Annotated in this window: 23 protein-coding genes and 1 pseudogene; 14 read left to right on the top strand and 10 right to left on the bottom strand. The window is 32.8% G+C overall.

The genetic code is table 11. The annotated features are described in order from the left end of the window. Positions 1 to 79: 79 nt before the first annotated feature. Together ACJDT4_RS16585 and ACJDT4_RS16580 are read right to left on the bottom strand one after the other, a co-directional pair. Positions 80 to 412, bottom strand: coding sequence for a bacteriocin immunity protein (locus ACJDT4_RS16585; protein WP_406788700.1), 333 nt, complete (start codon positions 410 to 412; stop codon positions 80 to 82). 121 nt (positions 413 to 533) lie between these two features. After that, on the bottom strand, positions 534 to 887 hold the full coding sequence (locus ACJDT4_RS16580) for a hypothetical protein (protein WP_406788699.1): 354 nt from the start codon (positions 885 to 887) through the stop codon (positions 534 to 536). Between the two features lie 432 nt (positions 888 to 1,319). On the opposite strand from ACJDT4_RS16580, the gene ACJDT4_RS16575 reads away from it, so the two are divergent. The 13 genes and pseudogenes from ACJDT4_RS16575 (at position 1,320) to ACJDT4_RS16515 (ending at position 15,579) form a co-directional block, all read left to right on the top strand. Continuing rightward, entirely contained in the window at positions 1,320 to 2,300 is a 981-nt protein-coding gene (locus tag ACJDT4_RS16575; protein WP_406788698.1) for a sugar ABC transporter substrate-binding protein, read from the top strand. Between the two features lie 6 nt (positions 2,301 to 2,306). Continuing rightward, on the top strand, positions 2,307 to 3,635 hold the full coding sequence (locus ACJDT4_RS16570) for a sensor histidine kinase (RefSeq protein WP_406788697.1): 1,329 nt from the start codon (positions 2,307 to 2,309) through the stop codon (positions 3,633 to 3,635). Beyond that, positions 3,628 to 4,320 carry a response regulator transcription factor gene (locus ACJDT4_RS16565; RefSeq protein ID WP_406788696.1) on the top strand — a complete coding sequence of 231 codons (693 nt, stop codon included), beginning with the start codon at positions 3,628 to 3,630 and terminating at the stop codon, positions 4,318 to 4,320. The genes ACJDT4_RS16570 and ACJDT4_RS16565 overlap by 8 nt, the downstream gene beginning before the upstream one ends. After that, on the top strand, positions 4,301 to 5,620 hold the full coding sequence (locus tag ACJDT4_RS16560; RefSeq protein WP_406788695.1) for an ABC transporter substrate-binding protein: 1,320 nt from the start codon (positions 4,301 to 4,303) through the stop codon (positions 5,618 to 5,620). The genes ACJDT4_RS16565 and ACJDT4_RS16560 overlap by 20 nt, the downstream gene beginning before the upstream one ends. A gap of 584 nt (positions 5,621 to 6,204) precedes the next feature. Further along, a pseudogene (locus ACJDT4_RS16555) lies at positions 6,205 to 6,294 on the top strand (IS200/IS605 family transposase); the annotation flags it as partial. 298 nt (positions 6,295 to 6,592) lie between these two features. Next, positions 6,593 to 10,273, top strand: coding sequence for a GH32 C-terminal domain-containing protein (locus tag ACJDT4_RS16550; RefSeq protein ID WP_406788694.1), 3,681 nt, complete (start codon positions 6,593 to 6,595; stop codon positions 10,271 to 10,273). Positions 10,274 to 10,556: 283 nt separating this feature from the next. Continuing rightward, positions 10,557 to 10,985, top strand: coding sequence for a PTS sugar transporter subunit IIA (locus ACJDT4_RS16545; RefSeq protein ID WP_406788693.1), 429 nt, complete (start codon positions 10,557 to 10,559; stop codon positions 10,983 to 10,985). An 11-nt stretch (positions 10,986 to 10,996) separates the two neighbouring features. Beyond that, positions 10,997 to 11,491 carry a PTS sugar transporter subunit IIB gene (locus tag ACJDT4_RS16540; protein WP_406788692.1) on the top strand — a complete coding sequence of 165 codons (495 nt, stop codon included), beginning with the start codon at positions 10,997 to 10,999 and terminating at the stop codon, positions 11,489 to 11,491. Positions 11,492 to 11,525: 34 nt separating this feature from the next. Beyond that, the gene (locus ACJDT4_RS16535; RefSeq protein WP_406788691.1) at positions 11,526 to 12,371 is read left to right on the top strand and encodes a PTS mannose/fructose/sorbose/N-acetylgalactosamine transporter subunit IIC; all 846 of its coding nucleotides are present in this window, start codon (positions 11,526 to 11,528) and stop codon (positions 12,369 to 12,371) included. A 1-nt stretch (position 12,372) separates the two neighbouring features. Next, entirely contained in the window at positions 12,373 to 13,206 is an 834-nt protein-coding gene (locus ACJDT4_RS16530; protein ID WP_406788690.1) for a PTS system mannose/fructose/sorbose family transporter subunit IID, read from the top strand. 16 nt (positions 13,207 to 13,222) lie between these two features. Then, the gene (locus tag ACJDT4_RS16525) at positions 13,223 to 13,498 is read left to right on the top strand and encodes a hypothetical protein (protein WP_406788689.1); all 276 of its coding nucleotides are present in this window, start codon (positions 13,223 to 13,225) and stop codon (positions 13,496 to 13,498) included. A gap of 477 nt (positions 13,499 to 13,975) precedes the next feature. Beyond that, positions 13,976 to 14,716 carry a DUF3784 domain-containing protein gene (locus ACJDT4_RS16520; protein ID WP_406788688.1) on the top strand — a complete coding sequence of 247 codons (741 nt, stop codon included), beginning with the start codon at positions 13,976 to 13,978 and terminating at the stop codon, positions 14,714 to 14,716. Between the two features lie 119 nt (positions 14,717 to 14,835). Beyond that, positions 14,836 to 15,579 carry a DUF3784 domain-containing protein gene (locus ACJDT4_RS16515; RefSeq protein WP_406788768.1) on the top strand — a complete coding sequence of 248 codons (744 nt, stop codon included), beginning with the start codon at positions 14,836 to 14,838 and terminating at the stop codon, positions 15,577 to 15,579. A gap of 234 nt (positions 15,580 to 15,813) precedes the next feature. Here the strand turns inward: ACJDT4_RS16515 and ACJDT4_RS16510 are convergent, their stop codons facing one another. The 8 genes from ACJDT4_RS16510 to mdcA all read right to left on the bottom strand — a co-directional run bounded on the left by ACJDT4_RS16510 (position 15,814) and on the right by mdcA (position 24,438). Further along, positions 15,814 to 17,196, bottom strand: coding sequence for an alpha-amylase family glycosyl hydrolase (locus ACJDT4_RS16510; RefSeq protein WP_406788687.1), 1,383 nt, complete (start codon positions 17,194 to 17,196; stop codon positions 15,814 to 15,816). Positions 17,197 to 17,424: 228 nt separating this feature from the next. Then, positions 17,425 to 18,315 (bottom strand): ROK family protein, encoded by an 891-nt coding sequence (locus ACJDT4_RS16505; protein ID WP_406788686.1) that lies wholly within the window; start codon positions 18,313 to 18,315, stop codon positions 17,425 to 17,427. A gap of 146 nt (positions 18,316 to 18,461) precedes the next feature. Then, complete coding sequence (locus ACJDT4_RS16500) at positions 18,462 to 19,373, bottom strand: ACP S-malonyltransferase (RefSeq protein WP_406788685.1); 912 nt, start codon at positions 19,371 to 19,373, stop codon at positions 18,462 to 18,464. Then, the gene (locus ACJDT4_RS16495) at positions 19,370 to 20,011 is read right to left on the bottom strand and encodes a malonate decarboxylase holo-ACP synthase (RefSeq protein ID WP_406788684.1); all 642 of its coding nucleotides are present in this window, start codon (positions 20,009 to 20,011) and stop codon (positions 19,370 to 19,372) included. The genes ACJDT4_RS16500 and ACJDT4_RS16495 overlap by 4 nt, the downstream gene beginning before the upstream one ends. Continuing rightward, positions 20,002 to 21,687: a biotin-independent malonate decarboxylase subunit beta gene (gene mdcD, locus ACJDT4_RS16490; protein WP_406788683.1), complete on the bottom strand. Its 1,686-nt coding sequence runs from the start codon at positions 21,685 to 21,687 to the stop codon at positions 20,002 to 20,004. The genes ACJDT4_RS16495 and mdcD overlap by 10 nt, the downstream gene beginning before the upstream one ends. Continuing rightward, the gene (locus ACJDT4_RS16485) at positions 21,680 to 21,976 is read right to left on the bottom strand and encodes a malonate decarboxylase subunit delta (RefSeq protein WP_406788682.1); all 297 of its coding nucleotides are present in this window, start codon (positions 21,974 to 21,976) and stop codon (positions 21,680 to 21,682) included. The genes mdcD and ACJDT4_RS16485 overlap by 8 nt, the downstream gene beginning before the upstream one ends. Before the next feature lie 4 nt (positions 21,977 to 21,980). Then, positions 21,981 to 22,835: a triphosphoribosyl-dephospho-CoA synthase gene (locus tag ACJDT4_RS16480; protein ID WP_406788681.1), complete on the bottom strand. Its 855-nt coding sequence runs from the start codon at positions 22,833 to 22,835 to the stop codon at positions 21,981 to 21,983. Then, the gene (gene mdcA, locus ACJDT4_RS16475) at positions 22,804 to 24,438 is read right to left on the bottom strand and encodes a malonate decarboxylase subunit alpha (protein WP_406788680.1); all 1,635 of its coding nucleotides are present in this window, start codon (positions 24,436 to 24,438) and stop codon (positions 22,804 to 22,806) included. The genes ACJDT4_RS16480 and mdcA overlap by 32 nt, the downstream gene beginning before the upstream one ends. Positions 24,439 to 24,631: 193 nt before the next feature. On the opposite strand from mdcA, the gene ACJDT4_RS16470 reads away from it, so the two are divergent. Then, positions 24,632 to 25,519: a LysR family transcriptional regulator gene (locus ACJDT4_RS16470; protein ID WP_406788679.1), complete on the top strand. Its 888-nt coding sequence runs from the start codon at positions 24,632 to 24,634 to the stop codon at positions 25,517 to 25,519. Positions 25,520 to 25,616: the final 97 nt, after the last annotated feature.

Genomic DNA, 25,616 nt, shown 5'->3' with positions numbered 1-25,616 from the left:
GTCGTACTAAAAAATTATTAAGTTATAATTTATAAGCAAAGGTGAATTGTGCATTGATTTAGTCCACCTTTGTTCAAAATTAATTACTAGGCCACATATTTGAGGTGTTCAAAGTATTTATTTCTCCCCAAATTCCTTTTGAATGTGAGAAATGATTTATTTTTTGGAGAGCATCAGCTTCTTCTGCATTTAATTTTACTTTGTTTACAAAACATATTGTGCTAGTGTTTTGAAATACTGATCGTGCCTCAAGTTGTGGTGCTTGACTTCCTTTTGCAACACGTTCAATTGCACGATTTAAAACATCTATAATTTGAGAATATCCATTTCCTTGTAAACTCTTTTCTAAAATCAATTTTTTAAAAGTATCAAATAGGTTAATTGCTGTTTGTTCATCTTTTTTAATTTTCATTTATAAGTTTCCTCCTCTTATTAATAAAGATAAACCACCTGAAATTTAAAATCACAAATTATAACTCAATGTTGATTAAAATTCATAATAAAAATCAGATGGCTAAATATCATCTGGAAGATTATGCTTTAACTTGATTTTTTAAATAACTTTTTGCATCTGGTACAAAATCAACTATTATTGCTGGAATTAAGCTGTATATAAGTCCAGGAATATTTTTGCAGCTAAAGCATATTAAAACTTGAAGTATTAAAACTACTTCTAGTCGTTTATATCTAAGTGGCTTAAGAAATACCAAGCTTAAGATTGAGAGCAAAAGGGAAATTATAATTTGTGCAGAAGCTTGACCAACTTTATAAGCATCTAAATTTGATTTAAAGGATCCATAAATAAATAGCAATGTAAGAATAATGCATGCTATTAGCTCTAGTATTAGTAAAGCTTTAACGATTTTTATTGATGTGGGTTTTTCCATTTAACATAATCTCCTTTTATTAATTTAATGCATGATTTTAATTAGCACTTGAATTATATTAAAATTCTAGGTAAATATACCACAATAACTAATAAAAATCAAATATTGATAAAGATACTAGAATATGAAATTGCAATACTAATTTCATTAATCAGCTTAGTGATAGGGCAATTCACAAAATTAAGCACTGGCTTGAATTTAATGTGTATAAGTTTGAGTATCTTTCTTTGGGGTGTGGAAAACAAATTGGATAGTTTGATATTTTAAGGATTAGATAAGTAAATTAGGAATAGTACCCATTTTGTTATAAAATTTATGTATATTACAATAAATTTATGACTTGAAGCTTGCCAAGTTTATAGCAATTTGGCATAATTAAATGTAAGACTTACAATAAGTTGTTAGTTTATAATGGGGAAAGAGCGGGATATAATGATGAATAAACACTATCAAAAAATAGTAATATTCATATTGTTAATTGCTACTGTTGGTTTTATTTTAATTAACTTAAAGGTACTTGAAAAAAATGGTAGAGATGACTCTGCAAAGCAAATAGAAAATAGGAAAAAGTTTGGAGCTACCTATATGACAACTAATAATAGGTTCTATGAAATAATTAATGATGAGATACGTTCAGTTGTAGAGAGCAATGGAGATATATTAGTAACAAGGGATGCAGATTTAGATAAGGATAAGCAAACGCAGCAGATTTATGAGTTTATTAAGCTGAAGGTTAAAGCTATTTTTATAAATCCTGTGGATTGGAAACAAATAAAGCCAGCATTAGTGGCGGCTAAAAATGCAGGAATACCTGTTATTGTTGTTGATACACCTGTTTATGATAATGAGCTAGTTTCATGTACCGTAATGTCTGATAATTATGGGGCTGGAGTTCAATGTGCAAGGTATCTTATGAAAATGAAGTTCAAAGCCAACATTATGCTAATTGGACATTCAAAAGCAAAATCTGGTATTGATAGAATCAAAGGATTTGCAGATACGATTAGCAGTAATAAACAATATAAAATAGTTGCTGAAGGGGATAGTGAAGGACAACTAGATAAAGCTATGCCTTTAGTGAATAACTTGATTAAGAAGCATCCAGATGTAGATGCAATTATGGCATTAAATGATCAAAGTGCGCTTGGTGCTTTAGCAGCACTTAAAGAAAATGGATTACTCGGCAAAGTTATGGTATTTGGAGTGGATGGCTCGCCTGAAGCTAAGACCATGATCCATGATGGATTTATGACTGCCACTTCTGCTCAATTTCCTAGTAAAATTGGACATATAGCTGCTGAGAAAGCCTATGATATTTTAAAAGGCAAAAGGTTAAAAAAAGATGTAATTGTTCCGATAACTTTAATATCAAAAGAAAACGTTCTACAATATGAAATGAGTGGATGGAAGTAATGGATTATGGAATCGAACAGAAATTTAAATTATATTAATTTATTTATGATTTTTATAAATTTCGCTATTATAGTTTTTATTTCACAAATCATGACTACAACTTTATATAAAATTAGTTCGGCATTTATGGCAAGAGATTTTTTCGACCAAATCACAGTTATACCCTGGAAACCGGAGAATATAACTATTGTGTCTATAGGAGCTTATATAATATTAATATTATTAATTATGTTAAAAAATAAATATATAGATTCATTGAAAAAGTTTCAAATATCTGCTTTGTTATTATGCGAAATTTTTTTAAGCGTTGCAATAATGACGGCACTAAATATGAGCTATAACGGAATTATGCTATTTATTATTGCTGATTTGGTAACAAACACTAAGGATAAAAGTAATAAAGTTATATTTTTGGTTCTTATGATAATTATATATATACTTAGTGTTTATGATTTTATATCACTTAAAATAAAGATGGTTTCTTTTCAAGATTTTTTGTTTTACTATAATGCTAATATGAGAAGTTATTTAATGGAGATAAAAAGCATACTCAGTACTATAAATATCATAATATTCATATTATATATGATTGTATCTATTCAAGCTCAAATGAGAGAAAATGAAAAGATAACTTCATTAAATAGAAAACTAAACTTAGCTAATGAAAAATTAGAGGTTATGAATGTACAATTAAAAGATTATGCTGTAAAGATAGAGTCAATGGCTGAAACTAGGGAACGTAACCGTTTGGCTAGAGAAATCCACGATACACTAGGACATGCACTTACAGGAATATCAGTGGGGATTGATGCGTGTTTAACGACAATAGATATGTCTACAGAAGCAACTAAAAAACAGTTAAATATAATTGCAGATGTAGCAAGACAAGCTATTAAGGACGTGAGACGTTCCGTAAAAAAGCTTCGACCGGATGCACTTGAAAGTTCTGGTTTAGAAGAGGCATTAAATAATATGATTTCTCAGATAAGTAAAGTAACAAAAACAAAAGTTTTTTTTAATGCAAATATAAAATTATTAAAATTTGGACATGATGAAGAAGACACTATTTATAGAATTGTACAAGAAGGAGTAACAAATGCCATACGTCATGGACAAGCTACAGAAATTTATATAAATATGATAAGGAGGGATAAACAGTTAAATATAACAATAAGAGATAACGGCAAGGGATGTGCTGATGTAAAAAAAGGCTTTGGATTAAGACATATAGAAGAAAGAGTTAAGTTATTAAATGGGACGGCAGAATATAATAGCAGCGATGGCTTTTTAATAACTGTAAATATTCCAATTAGATGGGGCGATGAAAGTGATTAAAGTATTAATTGCTGATGATCAGGAGCTAATTAGGCAAAGCTTGAAAATTGTTTTAAGTGCAAATAAAGATATTGAAATTGTGGGAACTGCATGTAATGGAAACGAAGTAGTTGAATCAGTCCGTAAGTATAAACCTGATGTAATATTAATGGATGTACGTATGCCAGAAATGGACGGAGTTCAATGTACAAAAATTATAAAAGAGTCTTATCCAAACATTAAAATTATAGTGCTTACTACTTTTGATGATGATGAATATATATTTAATGCTTTAAAATATGGAGCTAGTGGATATTTGCTTAAGGGTGTTTCTATGGATGAACTTGTAAAGGGAATTCACACTGTTGTAAATGGCGGGGCAATGATAAATCCAGATATAACAGCTAAGGTTTTTAAACTGTTTTCTCAAATGGCTCAAGGAGACGTTTCTGTTCAGGCTAGTGCTAATAAGAATGTAGATGATATATGTGATACAGAATGGGATATAATAAAGTGCATTGGTTTTGGATTGTCAAATAAAGAAATTGCAAAAAAACTTATGCTATCTGAGGGAACTGTCAGGAATTATTTAAGCAATATATTAAATAAGCTTAATTTTAGGGATAGAACTCAGCTGGCTATTTGGGCAGTTCAAACTGGAGTTACAAGAAAAATGGTGACAAAAAATGAATTTAAAAAGACATAAGAAATCTATAGCAGCAGCTATTTTAATTATAATTATAGCAGGAAGCTTTTTTACTTATATAAAGCTTATAAAGGCAAGAAAAAATGTAGTATTGACTGTTGGAATATTTTCTGGAAGCTGGAGTTCTCCTAGTGAAAATACGTATAAAATTTTAAATGATGCTATACGAAAGTTTGAAAAGATCCATCCAGGTGTAAAAATAGAGTATCCAAGTGGAATACTGAAAGAAGATTTTTCAGAATGGCTTTCACAAAAAATTCTTTTAGGAAAAGAACCGGATATATTTATGGTCTTGCCAGATGATTTTAATGTATTTTCTTCAACAGGAACATTAAAAAATCTAGATAAATTAATCAAAAAAGACAAAGCTTTTAATAGAAATAAATACTATAAAGCAGCTTATGAATCTGGTATGTATCATGAAAGCCAGTTTGCACTTCCTTATGAGAGTGTGCCGACGTTAATGATGGTAAATAAAACACTTTTAGATAAAGAAGGTATTTCTGTTCCTGATAATAATTGGACATGGGATGATTTTTATAATATTTGTAAAAAAGTTACTAAGGATACAGATAAAGATGGAGTTATTGACCAATTTGGATTTTATAATTACACCTGGAAGGATGCAGTATATTCTAATGGAATAAAATTATTTAATGATGCTGGAACGGAATCATATTTTGGAGATGCAAGGGTGGAGCAGGCTGTAAATTTTGTTAAAAAATTAAATTCCTTGAATAATAGTTATCAGGTGACCTCGCAAGTATTTGATAATGGAAAAGTAGCATTTCGTCCACTATCATTTTCAGAATATAGAACGTATAAACCTTATCCTTGGAGTATAAGAAAATACTCTAATTTTGAATGGGATTGCATTAAGTTGCCATCTGGTCCAAATGGAAAAAGTGTCTCACAGCTTAGTACTTTGCTTATGGGAATAAGTAGCCGTACAAAGCATGAAAAGCTTTCTTGGGAATTTTTAAAGTTATTAACCTATGATGAGGAAACACAAAAGGATGTTTTTAAATATTCGCAGGGAATTTCGCCAATAAAAGGTGTAATAGAATCTCCAAAGAATATTGAAGAAATAAATAAAAGCATGCCTTCAGAAAGTTCTTTGAACATGAAAATTCTTGATGATATTATGAAAAGTGCAGCGGTTACTCCTAAGTTTAAAAAATATAACGCTGTTATGGTTAAAGCAGACAATGAGATTAATAAAGTAATAGATGAAAAAGAAAATTTAGATACTCTTCTTTTAATCTTGAAAAGAGAAATAAATAATATGTTAGCAAATTAACAATGCTTCGTCACATTAAAAAAATCCTATAAATCTAAGGTAAAAAAATCACAAAATACTAAGATATTTCAATAACTCGCTGTGGCTCAAACAAATTGAAATATCTAAGCATTTTGTGATTTTTTTACCAAGATTTATTAGGATTTTTTTAAACTGTTCCTTCAGCATTGTTAATTTGCTCCAACAGTGGTGCAAGGAAAAAATTCCTCCGTTCCTACGGAATTTTAGGCTTGAATCTTTGTAACCAGTTAAATTTTTGTAATATTATAATATGATTATTAAATTCTATTGATTAACCATGTTTACAGAGGGTTTTTCGTAGAGAAATGGAGAAAAAGTTACCTTGTATTTCCGGGTTAGCGAAGTAACAATATTGAAGATATGATTTAAATTAGAGTTATAGTTTTAATTTAACATCTCAAGATATTGTTACTTCGCAATATTTATAAATCATGATTTAACAATTTTTAGTGCGACAGTCCCAAGAAAAAAGGCTTATGCCGTTGAGCAGAAAAAAACTCCTATGCTAAAGTAGATGCAGGTCTAGCCAACCGCAAATATTAAAAACATAGGAGGATTGTCCAATGAAAGACACAAATAGTTTATCGCATACAACTTGGAATTGCAAGTATCATATAATGTTCACACCGAAATATAGGAAGCAAATAATATACACATGCTGGTGGCAGACCGTTCGAGGGCTTTTAGCTCAGCCATTAATATGTCTTTACAGGGCTGAGCAAACTATCGATTAAGTTGATGGATATTAATGTAATATTATAAAAAATATTACAAATGTCATGCAAAATATTACATTTGTAATGGTGTATTGGTGACAAATTATAGGTGCCTATAAATCAAAATATTATTAGAATTAGGAATGTAAACGTTTATCAATACTAATGAGTATAATTGAATTTAAAAATCAATTATATAAGCTATTTATTAACTATATTTAGGGGGGATATAAATATGAGATTAAATAAGATAGCCGCATTAGTGCTTAGCAGTATTGTTATTGTTACAAGTAGTAATTTTGTAAAAGCAAGCACATCAACATCAAGTACCTCAGCATATAGAAGTGAGACATACCGTCCAAAGTATCATTTTACACCAGATATTGGCTGGATGAATGATCCAAATGGAATGGTTTACTACCATGGAGTATACCATTTATTCTATCAATATAATCCATATGATACAGTTTGGGGACCCATGCACTGGGGACATGCTGAAAGTAAAGATATGATAAATTGGAAACAGGAGCCAATTGCGCTTGCACCTGATGCCAATGGAGATATTTTTTCAGGCAGCGTAGCAGTAGACTGGAATAACAGCAGTGGATTATTCGATAAAACATCAGATCATACTGGATTGGTTGCATTTTATACAACTAATTCAGCGACAACTGGTCAACAATATCAGAGTATGGCGTATAGTACAGACGACGGAAAGACTTGGACAAAATATAATGGTGGTAAGGCAATAATAGCCCAGCCAGAAAATACGCCTAATTTTAGAGATCCAAAAGTATCCTGGGATAATGAACATAACAAATGGGTTATGGTTCTTGCTGCTGGTAATGAAATACAATTTTATTCTTCTAATGACTTAAAAAATTGGACAAAAACGGGGGAATTTGGAGCAGAAGGTCAAGCATCTCATGCAGGGGTTTGGGAATGTCCAGACCTATATCAAATGACTGTTAGTGGTCAAAATACAAAGAAGTGGGTGCTGTCAATAAATTTGGGGTCATCTGTAAGCCCCGATTCACCGCCAGCTGGAGGATCGGGAATGATGTATATTGTTGGAGATTTTGATGGCAGTAAATTTATAGCTGATCCTAAATTTGCAGTATCAAATTACGTTGGAGCTAGTGATATTGTTAAAGGATATTATTTACTTCCAGGAGACACTATTAAAGTTTATGATGCACAAACTGGTGGAAATATGTTAGGAACAGCTACAGTAGCAGCTAGTCAGTCTACAGCTACTGTAAACTTAGCTAAAGATTTAGGTTGTAGTAATGGGAAAGTATGGTTATCAATAACAAGGAATGGACAAGAAGGAACTAGGCTAGAGAGTGATTATTCTTCTGAAGTTGCTTCAACAATTACGGGAACAGCTGCTGTGGCACCTCCAGGTGAGGATATTACCAATCCTGATTTTGAAACAGGTGATTTAACAGGATGGACAGCAACAGGAAATGAATGGTCAAATAAGAATGTAGTAGATAATGCAACATGGGGGGGAGGATCTGGTAGATATCACTGTTCTGGTTACACGGACCCTGCAACAGGAGGTGTTGGCGATCCTGGCACAGGTACATTGGAATCTACTGTATTTACTTTAGGTGGAAATGGAAGTATCAATTTCTTAGTTGCAGGTGGAGATCTTCCCAAATTAGCGTATGTTACCTTGGAAGATGCTACTACTGGTAAGGAATTAACTCAATTTAATACATCAGGTTTAAGCACAGCTACCGTTAGAAGGGTAAATTGGGATGCATCATCATACCTTGGTAAAAAGCTTAGAATAAAGGTAGTAGATAATGCTACTGGTGGCTTTGGTCATATTGATGTAGATGATTTTCATGTATATAATACAGTTCCATATAAACCACCTACAAATCAATTGCCTTCATATCCAGTAAATTGGGTTGATTATGGACCAGATTTTTATGCGGGAGTTACTTGGAATGATACTACACCACAAACTAATGCAACAACTGCAAAATATGGTAAATATGTTCCGGATGGAAGGCGTATTTTATTAGGATGGATGAGCAACTGGGCATATGCAGATCAAACACCTACAACTACATGGCGAAGTGCCGATTCTATTCCGAGAGAAGAAAAATTAGTAGCTACAAATGATGGATATAAAATTACTCAGCAACCTATAAAAGAACTTTCACGTATTCAAAAAACCGCCACAAAAGCTTTAACAAATACAACTATAAGCAAAGGAAATACCGTCTCTTTAGGGTCAGAAAGCACATATGAAATTACATCAACCTTTAATATTAAATCAACTACTTCCAGTGAATTTGGGATAAATGTAAAGGTAGGAGGAGATCAGTATACAACTGTTGGTTATGATAAAGCAACGTCAGCATTATTTTTAAATCGCTATAACTCTAGTAGTTTTGATTTTCTAGATTATATGCCAAATAAACAGGAAGCACCACTAAAACCAGATGCAAAAGGTAATATTAAGCTTCAAATATTGGTGGATAAAGACTCTGTAGAAGTCTTCGGTGGCAATGGTGATAATGCTTCAGTTACAATTACAGATCAAATTTTTTCAGATAATTCAAGTAATGGAATAAAACTATATAGCACTGGTGGAAGCACTAAATTGAATTCACTAGTAGTAACTCCTTTAAAATCAGCTAAATTTACTCCTTATATAAATAATACTTTGCCATATAAGCCTAAAGATGTACACAATACTCTTCCAACAAGTGATTTTGAGTCGGGAATTATCCCTGATTTTTGGAAACAAACGGAAGGTTACACGAATACGTTTACTACATCAAATGCTACTAGCTGGTGGGGTGGAACATACAATCAAGATGGTAAGAGTTTTCTTACGACTTTTGGAAAAAATGGTGATGCAGCTTCGGGTATATTGAAATCTAATTACTTTAAACTTAGCGGCGATGGAAAGATTAGTTTCTTAATTGGCGGAGGAAACCATCCTACATCAGAATACTTGGCTCTAGTAGATGGCAGTACTGGTACTAAATTATTTTCAGCAACAGGTGAAAATAGTGAAACATTAAAACCAGTGATTTGGGATGCTTCAAAATATGTAGGAAAAGTTGTATATTTAGAAATTGCCGATCAAAGTCAAGGTAGTTGGGGTCATATAAATCTTGATGACATAAATGTACCTCATTTTAATAGTAATATTAAAAAATATAGAACTATAGGAACTTGGGGAGAAATTGGACCATATGGGATGCAAGGTTCAAGTACTTCTGATGTTTCTAATGGATTATACATTGCTGCCCAAAAAGCTAAAAACTTAATTTATGAAGCTAAAGTAAGTAATGTAACGTCTGATAGCAAAACTAAAGCGGGAGAAGCAGGCCTAGTATTTGGAGCTAGCAAACATTTAGCAAATGCTTATGAGTTTAATATTGATCCAAGCAAAGGAGTAGCTCGTTTATTTAATAAAAAGGATGGCAAAGATTTGGTGCCTGAAGTTAAGGAAACATTAAGTAGTGATAAATCATACAAACTGAAAGTAGTAATAAGTGGAAGAAACGTTAAGACTTATTTAGATAGTACAAAGATATTTGATATAAATATAGCTTCTTATACTGGAGGAAATGTAGGACTTGATGTATTAGATGGATCAGCGGATTTTCAAGATGCATCTTTTCAGGATTTAGATAACTTAAAGATTAATTTGGGAACTTATTTAGCTGTAAAGCAAAGCATTAATTTGGCTATAACGGCCACAGATGGCAATAATGGGTCCAATGTAGATACGAGTAATTTAGACATTGTATATTCTAGTAACAATCCAATGGTAGCAACAGTGGATGCAAGTGGGAAAGTAACTGGAGTAGCATCTGGTACAGCGATAATAACTGTGGAAAGCGAAGGGAAAACAGCAACATATTTAATTTATGTTCAATGATGACGTAAAACTCATTTGAAGTATGTATTTTTGTAAACAATTACATTTGTCACATAAAATATTACATTTGTAATGATATATTGATGACAAATTATAGGTGCTTATAAATTAAAATATTATTAAAATTATAAATGTAAACGTTAATCAGCGCTGATTAAAGATATACCATTGTGAAACTTAAAATTTATTTGTACCAAAATGCTATCTTCTAGTTATTATGATGCAAAGTGATTTTGGTAGTTGAAACGGTTTATCTATATATATTGAGGTTAGGAGTGGAAAAATGAGATATGTAATATTAGTAAGCCATGGACAGTTTGCAGCAGGACTTTATAATGCATTGACTATGCTTGCAGGGAAGGGCAGGAAAGACGTATTATTTCAAGGCTTAGAAGATGGAATGAGTACTGATAAATTTGGAGAAAAGTTTAAGGCAGTTATTGAAAAAGTTACGGCCGAAGATGAAATCATTCTTTTTGGAGATATTATTGGAGGCTCTCCTTTGACTACAGCTGTAAATATATTAGCAGGTAAAGGAATGTTATCGAAAGCCTTTGTACTTGGTGGAATGAATTTACCTACTGTTTTAACAGGAATTTTAATGAAGGATTCTATGGGAATGGAAGAGTTAAAAGAAACATTGCTTCAAACAGCAAATGAATCAATAAAAGAATTTAAATTAACTGATACAGAACAAGAAGATGATATTTAGGAGGGATAAAAATGTCAGTTTCATTTTTAAGAATAGATGATAGGATGATACACGGACAAACATGTACAAGATGGGCTTTAGAATATCCATGTGATGGAATAATAGCGGTTAATGATGCTGCTGCTAATAATCCTGTACTTAAGGCTGCTTACAAAAGTGCTAGTGGAAAAAAGACATTTGTGTGGACATATGAACATTGGAAATTAAAATGCGATAAAGTTATACAAAGCGATACTAGATATTTTTTAATTACCAAAGAGCCTATTCTTATGTCTAAGATTTTGGTGGATGATAAATTTGATCCTGGTATTAAAAAAGTTATTGTAGGACCCTGCAACGATAGGCCTGGAACAGTGAAATTAGGAAATAATCAATCTATAGATCAAGAGGAAGCAGAAGCTTTTGAGCGTATTATGCAAGCCGGATATGATGTAGAATTTGCACTTCTTAAAGAAGAAGCAATAGGCAATTGGAAAAAGTTTAGAGGCCAATTTGGATTTAAATAGTTTTTAATAAAAGTTAATAAGGGGGAAAATAACTATGGAGATAAATTGGATTCAGGCGGCATTATTTGGATTATTCGCATGTCTGTCAAGTATGCCTGGTATGGGTGGTACTACTTTTGGTAACTATACTTTAGGAAGACCTTTAGTAGCAGGTTTAATAGTTGGAATTATTTTAGGGGATGTACAAACTGGTATTATAGTTGGTGCTGCAATTCAAGTTGTTTATATTGCGCTAGTTACTCCAGGTGGAACTGTATCTGCGGATGTACGTGCAATTAGTTATATTGGTATTCCTTTAGCTGTAGTAGCAATTAAAGGAATGGGATTAAATCCAAGTTCAACGCAAGCAACTCAAATGGCAACTGCATTAGGTGCAGCCGTTGGAACTTTAGGAACTGTTTTATTTTATGGAACAGCAACTATAAACTTGATATGGCAGCATATAGGATGGAAAGCAGTAGATAAGGGTGATTTTGAAAAGCTTTATTTAGTTGATATGGGGTTACCATGGATTTCCCACATTATTTGTAGTTTTATCCCAACATTTGCTATTACAATAATGGGTTCTAGCATGGTTAAAGTTATGAAGGTAGCATTGCCAATGAATGGTATACCAATGAAAACTTTATTCACAGTAGGAAGCTTACTTCCAGCAGTAGGAATTGCAATATTGTTAAAGCAGGTTGTATTAAAACCAAGTGATTTTGTAACCTTCTTTTTAGGTTTCACTTTGGCAGCAGTTATGAAAGTTAACTTAATTGGAGCAGCAATAATAGGTATTTTCTTTGCAATATTTAATTATAAAATTAGAATGCTTCAATTACAAAAGCCGGCTGCAGCTAAGGTGACGGGTAACGATGATGATGAGGAGGACATATAATATGGAAAAGAAAAAAGTATCTAAAAAAGCTTTAAGCAAATCTTTTAGAAATTGGTTTTATGGAAATTTAACATGTTTTTCTCAAGAACATATGCAAACTTTTGGCTATCTTTGTGCAATGCTTCCAATTGTTAAAGATTTATACGAAACAAAAGAAGAACAAAAAGACGCTATGGAAACTTATAAAGCATTTTTTAATACAGAGCCTCAGATTGGAACATTAGTTGTTGGTATGACAGCTGGTCTCGAAGAAGCAAGAGCTAATCATGAAAATATTGATGGTGAAATGATAAATGGTATTCGTGCTGGACTTATGGGACCTTTAGCAGGTATTGGAGATTCATTAATAGTAGGTACTTTAATACCAATACTTTTAGGTATAGGCTTAGGACTTTCAACAGGTGGTTCTCCTCTAGGAGCAATATTTTATATTGTAGTTTGGAATGCTCTAGCAGTTTTGGGAATGAGATGGGCTTATTATAAGGGATATGAGCTAGGTGGTAAGGCTGTTGAGATGGTTGTTGGAGAAAAAGCTACTGCTGTCCGTGAATCTGTAATCATGGTCGGAACTATAGTAATTGGTGCAGTTGCTGCTACTTGGGTAAATATTAATACATCTTTGAAAATGTACAATTCTCATGGTGGAGTAATTATAGATTTACAAAAAACTTTAGATGGTGTTTTCCCTAAAATTCTTTCAGCAGGAGCTGTAATCTTTGCATGGTGGCTTATGTCAAAGAAGAAAATATCGCCAACAATAGTAATGTTGATATTTTTGATAATAGCTTTTCTTGGAGTACTCGTAGGGTTCTTTAATCCAGGATTATCTTATTAATTTGTGGGTAATAAGTATGAAAAGTGAAGAAAAAAAACAAATGGTTTATGAAGCAGAGGGGCAAAGTAAGCTTTTGAAAAATTTAGCTAAGTGGTCTAGAAACGCTATGGGGCTATCTAGTATAGGTGTTGTAATAGCTTATTATGGTTTGTCACACTCTGGAATGAAATTTGCTTTTGGTGTTTTTGGTGTTATATTTACTGTGATTTGTTTTATAGCATGCCTTTTAATTAATTTGGCAATAAGAAATGGTAGGAGAAATGTTAATCATATTTTAGAAAAGTTGAAATAACAATGCTTCGTGGCGTTAAAAAAATCCTATAAATCTAAGGTAAGAAAATCATAAAATCCTAAGATATTTCAATAACTCGCTGAAAAAATGCTCAAACAGATTGAAATATCTAAGTATTTTATGATTTTCTTACCAAGATTTATTAGGATTTTTTTAAATCGTTCCTTCAGCATTATTATTTCACCTCCACGGTAGTGCAAGGAAAAAATTCCTCCATGCCTACGGAATTTTGGAGGGAATCTTTGTAGAAATGAGAAGATGAAGCAGTTCACAATTCACAATCAACCTTCACTGTTTCTAGAAGAATTATTTTTGGGTTTCTTTAAAAACTTTAGTTATAATTTCAGTATCTTTTTTATTGTATAAGTAGGATTGTAGATTATGAAAAGGTATATATAATATGGAAAAATAAAGATTATCTATCATGTGACCGTATGTTATAATACTGATATAACATAGTTGGGGGAGAGGATTTTAATGCTTTTTATAATACTATTCCTATGTGGAGCTTTAATATTTGGAATGGGAGCATTTTTATATAAAACAAAGAAGATAGAAATACTTTCAGGATATGATAGTACGAAAAAATATGATAGAGAAGATCTTGCTAAATTTGATGGAAAGAACCTTATGTATATGGGAGGTTCATGCGTAACCTTAGGTTTCTTAAGTTTAATTTTTAAGTACGGAATTTTTTTTATTTTATCATTAGGTGCTTTTATTATTTTAATAATATTTTTTGTAGTAAGGTCTGTAAGTGGAAGTTCAAAATATATTTTATGGGAAGATGAAAATTCAAAGAAAGAAGAAGAAAAACGCAATAAGATAATTATGATAGTAATACTTATAGTTATGGCAATAAGCATTGTGCCAACAGCGATTTATACTGGGCTTAATATTACTGCAAAAACGGAGTTTAGTATAAATAAAAATGAAGTAAGGGTAAAATCGGGAATGGAATCAACAATGTTTAAATTAGAGGACATAAAAAACGTGTACGTTAAAAATACAATTCCTAAGTTTAAAAAAGTATCTGGAGTAAATGCAGGAAATATAAACAAAGGTAGATTTAGAGTAGATGGATATGGTGAAGGATATATATTTATTGAAACGAACAAGGGACCATATTTATATGTAATGTTAAAGGATGGCTTTGTTATAATAAACAGTAAAGATGTTTCAAAGGTTAACAGCTACTATAAAAATATTGCGAAGTAATAATGCTTTGCAATATTTTTTATATTGGGGATTATAAAAAATGTAGAAAAAATAAGGTTTATTTATATAGGACTATATGTTATAATACCACTATAACAAAATAGGAGATGATTATTTTGATGCTTTATGTGACGTTATTCCTGTGTGGAGCTATAGTATTTGGAATGGGGGCATTTTTATATAAAACAAAGAAAATAGAAATAATTAAAAGTTATGATAGCAGAAAGCAATACGATAGAGATGGACTTGCTAAGTTTGAAGGTAAGAACTATATGTATACTGGTGGATTACTTATAGTCGTTGGTATACTAAATTTAATTTTTCAATATAATGTGATTTTCCTTGCAGCTTTAGGTATTTCTGTGATTTTTATAATTTTAATTTCTTTCAAATCTATAAATGGACGATCAAAATATATTCTAGTGGAAAATGAAAAGGCAGCTAAAATAGAAAAAAGACGAAGTAAGATGACTTTAATAGCAGTACTTATAATTATTGGAATAACAGCTGTGCCAATAGGAGTTATTTTTGGCATAGAACTTAATGCAAAGACAGAGTTTAGTGTAAGCGGGAAAGATGTTAAAATAAAAGCTGGTCTAGAAAAAGCAAGTTTTAATTTAGATGATATAAAAAAAGTATATATTAAGAATACAATTCCTAATTTTAGCAAAATATCTGGAATGGATACAAGGGATATAAACAGAGGCAGATTTAATGTATCGGGATATGGTGATGGATATATTTTTCTTGAAACGAACAAGGGACCATATTTATATATAATGTTAAAGAATGGCTTTGTTATAATTAACAGCAAGGATGCTTCGAAGGTTAATAATTATTACCATAAACTTAACTACAAATAAAGTCCTCTCAACAAGAGACTTGGTTCTTCCAGTAGGAGAAGAAAGAACCAAGTTATTTAAGTAACTTATTAAAGTTAGTTACTAACGCTAGAATTCAAATTTTTATATTATTATCCTAAGTACTGCCATCTGTAAATGCTGTATTTAAGTTGATTGAAGCACCAAAGGGACGGTTATAGTTAGTAGCCTGTCACAAAATTATTACCTAGGGATTAACTATAACTGCATTATTATTTATTGTGCGGGATTAGAATAATTATAAAGAACGATAACTTGTCCCCCGGGAATATTGCCTTTTATTCTGCCATTCGAAACGGTAAGAGTGCAATTTGCACTTGCTTTGTTAGTATAAGTACCATCTTTTAAATTAGTTTCAGAATCAATATAGGTATCTCCACCAACGTTTACAATTACCATACCTTCGCTGCCACGTTCTATCATCATAGTTTCATTTCTTGGCCATCTTAAATATTCATTCTGTCCAACCATGGCATTATGAAATTTATTTACGGCAATTATATCATTATCTTTCCACAGATTGTTAAAAGGTCTTATAAAAAATTGAGGGGTAACCTCTGCTCTTGCGTCTATTATTGAAAAGCCCATCTTTATTTCCCAATCTGAAAAGTCTGAACTTTGACCATGTTCGTAATTATCATGGCTTTCAACATAGCATAGAGCCTGACTTGGTAATAGGGTAGTATTACCATGTGGAATGGTTAAAAGTCCATTTAAATTTTTATTTCGCACTGCATTTCTTACATTCCAGCCATAGCTTTCGGCTGTAATATCAAAATATGATCTATAAACTTCATTGTTGTCTCCGTTGTCTGGAAGAACTTCACCATACATATAGAGATTGTTTTTGTTGTGCAGTGAACCAAGAACCGTATCCCAGTAATTGCTTGCCCAGCTTTGATTGGCATCTTGTCCACGATTAGTTTCAATATGTTTAGCTGAATCAAAACGAAAGCCTCCAGCACCGGCATCAATACATTCATTTAAAAATTGTATTGCCATGTCCTGAACATCAGTCCTTTGAGTTGCTAAATCAAGAAGTCCGCCAATATCTTTTTGGGTTGCCTGATATCTATCCGTGGTATCAGTGCAGGTTCCTTGATTATGATAGAGTTCACGGTGCTTTAGACTATCATCTATTGCATCATCCCATTGTCCAGGCGAACTAGTTGCTACATGGTTAAGTAAAGCATCAACTATAATTTTAATTCCATAGTTGTTTGCTTCTGAACATAAGGATTTAAAATCATCATAACTTCCAAGTTGAGCATTTCCAATGTGAAAATTGCATGGTTGATATAGGGTTGTCCAGTCGTTACTATTGTTTTTTGTTCTTTGAACTGGAGATACCAAAATAGCTTTATATCCGGCATTTGCAAATTCTTGCAGATGACTTTGAATGTCCTTAAATCTCCAGGTAAAAGCTTGAGCTATAACACCATTCTCAGTTCTGCTAGGTAAGTTATAATTTACTTCAGCTTTTATAGAAGTATCTTGAAAACGGTTGCACAGAGGAGGAAAAAATGACCCAACAAATGCTGCTAAAATAAACAATGTTGTAAGTAAACTTTTTCTTAGTGAAAACTTCTTTTTAATCATATAATCCCTTCTTTTTTAATTTATTAAGTAATGAATATAAATTACTTATATGTATATATATTACAGTAGAAAAATAAAATTGTCTATAGAAATAACATAAAATTACCTTGATTGTACAATTTTTTTTTAGAAGATTATGAGGTGAGTACAAGATTATATTTACATTTTTTGAAACAAAAAATATGGGAGCTATAGCACTAAGTTGTAGTTGAGCGGCTCCCATATAAATTATTTTGTTGTAAGGTAGTTGTACAGTGCTCCAATTAAATTTGAATCGTTAAAGAACTTACAGCGAACTATTTCTGGTTTTATCATGTAGTTTATTTCTTTAGAGCATTTTTCAATATTCTTTTCAATGTATTCAAATAATATATCTTGTCTACTTATTCCACCGCCAATGGCAAATTTTTCAGGGTCATAAATATGCTGAAGGTTATATAATTGTATAGCTAGTTTATGACAATATTCATCTAATATCCGTAATGCATCTTCATCGCCGCTGTTAGCGTATTCAAAAAACTTACGACCATCGACTTTGTTTAATGGTAAATTTTTGGCTTTTGCAAAGGGGATAATTAGTCCACATGTTCCACAGTCGTCTGCAAAAGTTTGGGTAGATCTTCCGTATAAAGGAGGATTATTAGTAAAAATAAAGCTAAATTCACCAGCAATAAAATGCTTTCCTTTGAGAAGCTTTTTATCTTTAATTATTCCACCGCCGATGCCAGTACCAAGAACTACTACAATACCATCATCATAGTCTTTAAGATTTCCAGCCCAAGCTTCTGCAAGTGCAGCACATTTTCCATCATTTTCTATTGAAATTGGCACAGGACAACGTTTACTTAACATAGCTCCAATATCCTTTTCTGCATTGTACTCTAAAGCACCTCCAGTATATAAATAGCCTGTATTACTGTCTATTCTTCCTGGCATACTGATAGCCATTCCAGAAATTGTACTTTTATACTTATCGAAAATTGTTCCTATAGTTTCTATAAAATGTTCTAATGTATCTAAAGGCGTTGGAGTTTCATTCTTTTCTATGAATTCCGCCTTTTCATTCATAATAGCGTATTTTATAGCTTGACCACCAACATCTAATACTAAAAAGTTCATAATGATCACTCCCCAATATTTTATAATATAAATATATGTTCCATGAATAAGTATATGTTCTATAAATTGTATCATATAATTTTGGCGAATTAAATTAACAACAACCTAAAAAAATAGATAATTAATTATGCATATTGTCCAATTAATTAGCTTTTGTAAAGAATTAAAGTAGATTCAATGCTAGTATTAGACATAGATATGGAACGGCATTCTGGGAATAGTTTGTTATTTATATTAGTAAGAACTTGATTTGGGCCTATTTCTATAAATAATCTGGTACCAAGCTCGTACATTAGAGTACAGGAATCATACCATAAAACTGGATTGCACACGCCTTTGTAAAGTTCTTCTAATATTTGTGATTTGTTTAAAATTACTCTTGAAGTGTAGTTTCCAACATAAGGTGTAGATGGGCGATTTATATTTATATTATTAAGTTCTTTAAAAAGTTCATTTGAAACATTATTTAAAAGTTTGCAGTGAGAAGGAACACTTACTTTTAGAATTTTTGTACTTTCACAGCCTATAACTTTTGCCATTTCAAAGGCAGCTTTGATTCCTGAAATGCTGCCAGTTATCGCAATTTGATTATGAGTATTTATGTTGGCAATATATACTTCTTCATTGGAAAGTTCTTTAATAATGGTGGCAACGCGTATTTCGCTTAGACCTAGTATAACTCCCATCCCATAGCCTGTTTCATAGGCACTTTCCATAAGCTTTCCTCTTAACGCTACAAGCTTTAAAGCATCTGAAAAATTGAGTGCATTTGATAAAAGCGCAGCAGTAAAACTTCCTATAGAATGACCAGCAGTTATATCGGGAAAAACACCATTATTTTTTAAAAAACGAGAAAAAGCGGTTCCATATATGAGTAAAGCAAGCTGAACAAAGCGTGTAGATGAAAGCTTTTCCTTGGTGTCAAAGGTTAAAACATCTTCCTTTAAAATTTCAGAGGCTTCACTAAGGGTATCTGAAATTATTTTGTCATGAGGTAAATTATGAAGCATGCCTACTTCTTGTGAGCCTTGACCAGAAAATAAAAAAGCTGTGTTCATAAAATCACTCCTAACTTTTCTCTATATATAAGCTTTGGACCGTTTATTGTTCTAATTAAAATTGGATTGGTTTCCGAAGCATATTCAGTTAAAGCTACAGCACCTTTTGGGGTTTCAATTTGGATATCGATTTTAACTTTTATGTCAAATAACTTTTTGCACAATTCTTTGGCAGAAGCAGCAGAAAAAAGTTTATCTGCTGTTTCTATTTTTATCATAATATCTAAATCACTGTTTTCTGTAACTGTGGGTATTTTAGTTATGAGCTCAAAACCAGCACTGCCGCATATTCCCCATTTTAAGTTGTATTCCTCAAATATTTTATAAAGGGCTTCTATAGCTGAATATATATTAGTATTTTTTATATGAAAATTTTGAAGCCACAACTTTTTTTCTACAATATATGTAGGAGAAAAGATACAATCTATATCTGAAAAAGGTAAAAAAGCAGCTAATCTTTGAGATCTCAAGTTTCCACGTATGCCAATGGGTATAAGCTTATCTAAAATTGGTGCACGGCGAACCACAACAAAGGGTGAATTTTTTAGTGCTTCTAATGCCCAAGAGTAATTTGAAAAATGAATATTAAGATTTTCGTAGTTTTTTATCTTTATCAAGTCATGTGGGTTTAGTTCCATTCTTCTTTTAACCTTTCACGTACTTTTATTGAAAAAGCTCTGCCAACAGCTGCTTGTTTAGTTTTTAGTCTATCACTTAAATCGTAAGGATTTTCTTTTGCAGCTTTAATAGCAGCTATCAAAATAGACTTTATTTTAGTAATATCATTTACGGAAGGATTATCTGCATTTATTCCTTCTACTAAATTGTAAAGTGAGCCTAAAGTTGAATAAGAGCGTATATCATATGCAATTGAAGGTACTTTTTTGGCTGCTTCTTCAAGTTCATGAACACTTCTCTTTGTAACTCTTGCGGCAGATTCCTTTGACATAGCATGAATTAAAACTTTAGGATCATCCAAGGCTATGAGTGTATTTGCTTGATAACCGTGGGCTAAAAAAGCACCAGAGATTGCAGGGCCAACTATAAGAGATACTACTGGGTGCCCGTTTAACCTTGCAGAGACATAGGCATCTACAGAAGCTGCACAGGATTCAAATATTCCAAGAAGTTCTTCCTTATAGCCATAAGCTTGACTTGGAACATCAACAATTGCGATTATAGGACGCTTGGTAACTTTAGTTTCATCTTCTTTTATAGCTTCGCGTATATATTTGGCTATGGTAAAGCCTTCTTCAAGTCCAACCTCACCGTGTCTTGCACGAGGAAAGCGGGCGTTTGGATTAGGAGCAACGGCAATAAATCTTGCAGTTTCATCGCCAATAATTTTGTCAGCACATAACACAGAAGGGGCATATCCTTCTCTTGTGCCATCTGAATTAGTCAAAGCCTCAAACCATGTTCTGCCTCTGCTCATTACCTTTTCGATGTAAGGCTTTTGTTTTATATTTATCTTGTTATCAAAGTTTTCTTTTTTCCAAAGCTCACGCATTTCAAGTGGAGTAATAGCCTTTGATGGATCTATGCTGCTTAGACGTGAAAGATAAATATCTATTTGTTCACTTCTAGGTACAGTATTTTCTTTTTTATTTAAGGAAGTTTTAATAGCGTCTACTATAGAAGTTACATCATCTTCTGCAAGAATATCTGTAAAACCAGCAGCATGACGCTGAATTCCACCTATTGTATTCCATATAAGTCTTTTATCTTTAGAATTAAACTCTGCTATGCCGGCTTCCTGTTCTATAACCTCTGGACCATTTAAGGTTAGTCTTCCTTCAGGAGTGATTATGAGGGTAGTGAACAATCCAGCCGTCATAGACATTCCACCAAAGCAGCCTATTTTTCCTGGAATAACTCCAACTACAGGTACAAACTTTCGCAGTTCTACAACAGCTGCTTGAATTTCGGATATTGCAAGTAGTCCGTAATTTGCTTCTTGAAGCCTTACGCCGCCAGTATCAAATATTACAACTGGGTAAGTTTTTATTCCATTTTTGTTGTCACAAAGGGCAAGTTCAAGTGCTCCAGCAAATTTGGCACCAGAAACTTCACCAATACCACCTCCTTGAAAAGCACCTTCCATAGATATTACAACTGCCTTTTTACCATTTATAAGACCTTGCGCAATAACTATGCCATCATCACTTTGAGGTACTATGTTTTGAAGTGGAAGATGCGGAGATTCAAATTTTTCAAAAGGACCTATGAGTTCTTTAAAGGTTCCTTTATCAAGCACTGCTTTTGCACGCTCTCTTGAATTTAATTCTATAAAGCTGTCTTTTAACTTATTCATTTTCACTCACCTCCAGAGCTTGAAGTAGTCTCATGGATACCATACCCGGAGTTGCTCCAAAATCATTTATTTCAAAGGATGCTGCTACATCGTTTGTAGAGAAAAATTTATCTAAAATGCTTTTCCAAATATTTTTATATCCATCGAAACGTGTTCTAATCACAACTGCGGCAAAGTCATCCTTTGATGGTTCCATAAGTATTTCTAAATCTCCAGAGCCAACAACGCCGACATGAGCACGATTAGAAATTTTTTTTGTTGCTTTATATTTAAAAGTCAAAGTTTCCAATTTGTTACCTCCTATTTTTTATACTGTCTAAGAATAAAGCTGCTGCAAGAAGATCTGCACTTCCACCGGGAGAAACGTTGATCTTAATTAACATTTTATCAAGTTTAATGAGAGAATTAAAACCTTCTTCTGTGGTTGCTCCACCACTGCGAATTATTTCTTTAGCACCATTTTGAGCTTCCATTAGCGCTCCCATTCCACCTCTGTGAAGAATACATGTGTCATCAACTGTAGCAATTAGGGCTATAAGAGCGTCTATTCTAGAGCTGTCTTCTGAGAAGCCTTTTTTTCTAGAATTATATAAAGTGGGAAGAGCAACATCTATAACATGAGGAAAGGCTGCTTGAGCTTCACCTCTTGCACCTGCTACTCCATAGTTTTTTAAGGCATAAAAGCCGTTTGATATTTCTGATGTACGGTTATAAGAGGCTATTTTTGATGCCAGAGCGACTATTTTTCGCGTATCATCGTATTCACCGTTCATTGCAGCACCACAAACTAAAAGCCCTAGTGCCCATATTGCTCCTTTATGAGTGTTAATTCCTCCTGTTTCGTTAAACATTGTTTTTTCACCCTTTAAGCCTATTTGAGATAGCTCTTGCCAAAGTTTATTTGAGGGAAGTTTAGAAAAAGATGCTTCGGCCATTTCTAAAAATGTATTGTATAGAGCATTTGCAGAACGGAGCATTAAAGCTAAATTTAAATCTTTGTGAGCACCACAGTTGTTTTTATCCACTAAACCTGGTTTTGGTGTAAGTGCAGCTTCATCTGCAAGTGCCTTCACTGCATGTTTTGCAAGAAATTTAATTTCATTATAATTAATCATTTTACCAGTTCTTAAATTTAGCTGGTGGTTCATATAATCCATCAGACCAGCTTACAAGATCCTCAATATTTTTTGCAGCAAGCAGCGAGCGTTTAGCTTCCGTATGTTTTATTCCAAGGTCACAAGGTAATGAAACAACACCTTTATTTCTTAATTTTTTCACCTTATCTTTGCTTATGCTAAGACCAATAGGTGTAACTCCTGCAATTGCGGCTAAAGCATCACGGCGTTCATCAATATTTTGAGCTTTGTATAAATAAGCTATTCCTTCTTCTGTAACAACGTGTGTAACATCATCACCGTATATCATGACTGGAGTTGAAGCTAGGTTAGCATTTTTACCTACATTTATGGCATCTAGAGATTCAACAAATACAGGATCATTTCCGGATTTAAAGGTTTCTACCATTTGAACCACAAGTTTTTTTCCTCTTATTATATCACTGTCACCTGATGCCATATCGAGCCATGCTTTTGAGGAATGTCTTCTTCCATGAGGATCACTTCCCATATTAGGTGCACCACCGAAGCCTGCAAGTCTTCCAGAAGTTACTGTAGATGAATTTGCAAGAGGGTCCATTTGAAGAGTAGAACCTATAAATAAATCTACTGCATATTGACCTGCAACCTGACAGTAAGCACGGTTTGATCTTAGACTTCCATCTGGACCTGTAAAAAATACATCTGGTCTTGCAGCAATGTATTTTTCCATTCCAAGCTCTCCACCAAAGCAGTGAACACTTTCTACCCAGCCGCTTTCTATTGCTGGAATAAGAGTAGGGTGCGGATTTAGTGCCCAGTTCCTGCAAATTTTACCCTTGAGTCCGAGACTTTCCCCGTAAGTTGGAAGAAGGAGTTCTATAGCAGCAGTGTTAAAACCTATGCCGTGGTTCAAAGAGGTTACATTGTGACGGGCATAAATTCCTTTTATGACCATCATAGCCATGAGTATATGAATTTCTTTAATGTTTCTTGGATCTCTTGTAAATAGTGGTTCTATTTGATAAGGCTTGTCAGCTTTAACTACAAAATCTACCCAAGAACCTGGTATATCTACTCTTGGAAGTGTATCTACAATTTCATTTACTTGTACAATTACTATGCCATCATGAAAAGCTGCTGCTTCAACAATAGTAGGGGTTTCCTCTGTATTTGCACCAGTATATAAGTTGCCATCCTTGTCCGCTTTGTCGGCAGCAACTAGTACAACGTTAGGTATTAAATCAACAAAAAGTCTTGCATATAGTTCAAGGTAAGTATTTATAGAGCCAACAACCATTCTGTTATCTTCTATCATTTGTGCTGTTCTTAAGCTTTGAGAACCTGCATAGGAAAAGTCAAGCTTTCTAGCAATGCCTTTGTCAAAAATATTAAGATGCTCTGGCATTGAAATACTTGATATTATCATATTTAAATTATTTATTTTATCGGGATCAACCCTATCAAGAGCTTTTGAAAGAAAGGAAGCTTGTTTTTGATTATCACCTTCAAGAACAACTTTATCATATGGTGATATAAGTGTCTCAAGTGCTTCTACAATTCTATCTGTGGGTATTATTTTATCATCAACAAGGTGACTTAATTTGCTTATTTTAAGCTTTTTTTCATCACGGTGTTTGGTCCATGAATCATTCATAATTGAGATTTCCTCCTTTATACTATCTATAATCAATTATATTATTGAACTATTTATGCTGTCTAATATATAATTATTTATAGTATCTATATACTTATTGGAATAGATAGATAAGCAATTCACAATGGATAACTGTCAACCTTTAACTATCCACTGTCCATTGTCAACTATCAACTGTAATGGGGGTGATGTTTTGGATTTACTGCAGCTTAAGTATTTTAAAACAGTGGCTAAGTTTGAAAACGTGACAAAAGCGGCAAATGAACTTTATATAGCCCAACCTGCGCTTAGCAAGACTATTTCTCACCTTGAAAAGGAACTGGGTGTAGACTTATTTGATAGAAGGGGAAAATATATACACCTTAATGAGTATGGTAAAGCTTTTCTTGAAAAGGTTAATATTGCGCTTGTTGCACTTGAGGATGGCAGAAGGGAAATTAAAGATTTACAAGGTAAGGAACTGGGAGATATAAGGCTTGTATTTCTTGCTGCATCAACTATAATCCCAGAGCTTTTAAGCGAATTCTGCAAATTGCATCCCCATATTAGGTTTCAACTTTTTCAACATTTTTCAAGGGATGCAAATAATTCTGATTTTGATTTATGCATATCCTCCTCATGCGAACATAAAGAGAAGAATAATAACGTGGCATTATTGACAGAGGAAATATATCTTGCTGTTCCGTTAAATCATCCTTTGGCAAAGAAGAAAAGTATAAGTTTAAAAGAGGTTTCAAATGAGAATTTTATAAGTCTTAAACCGGGAAAAGGCTTGAGAGAAATAACAGATGAATTTTGCAAAAAGGCAGGTTTTAGTCCTAATATTATTTTTGAAAGCGATGATCCATCTACTGTAAGAGGACTTATAAAAGCTGGGCAGGGGGTTGCTTTTATACCACAAGTGTCATGGGGAAGTTCTGTTGGATCTTCTATGGCTTTTCTCCATATAAAGGAACCGAAATGTAAGAGGACAATATTCATATCATGGGATGAAAAGCGTTATTTAAGCAAAGCCTCACTTCTTTTTAGAAATTTTGCGGTGGAGTATTTTAAAAAATTATCTATAACTTACAGGGTATAGATTATATATTAATATATATATTGGATATATGGCTGAAGGTTAATTAAAATATATTTATTAAATAAATTTGCCCAAACGTTTTGAAAGGTGGTATCGT

Origin of the sequence: Clostridium neuense (assembly GCF_045310695.1) — a bacterium.
GTDB classification, from domain to species: Bacteria; Bacillota; Clostridia; order Clostridiales; family Clostridiaceae; genus Clostridium_S; species Clostridium_S neuense.
This window is presented reverse-complemented; position numbering and strand designations above follow the sequence as displayed.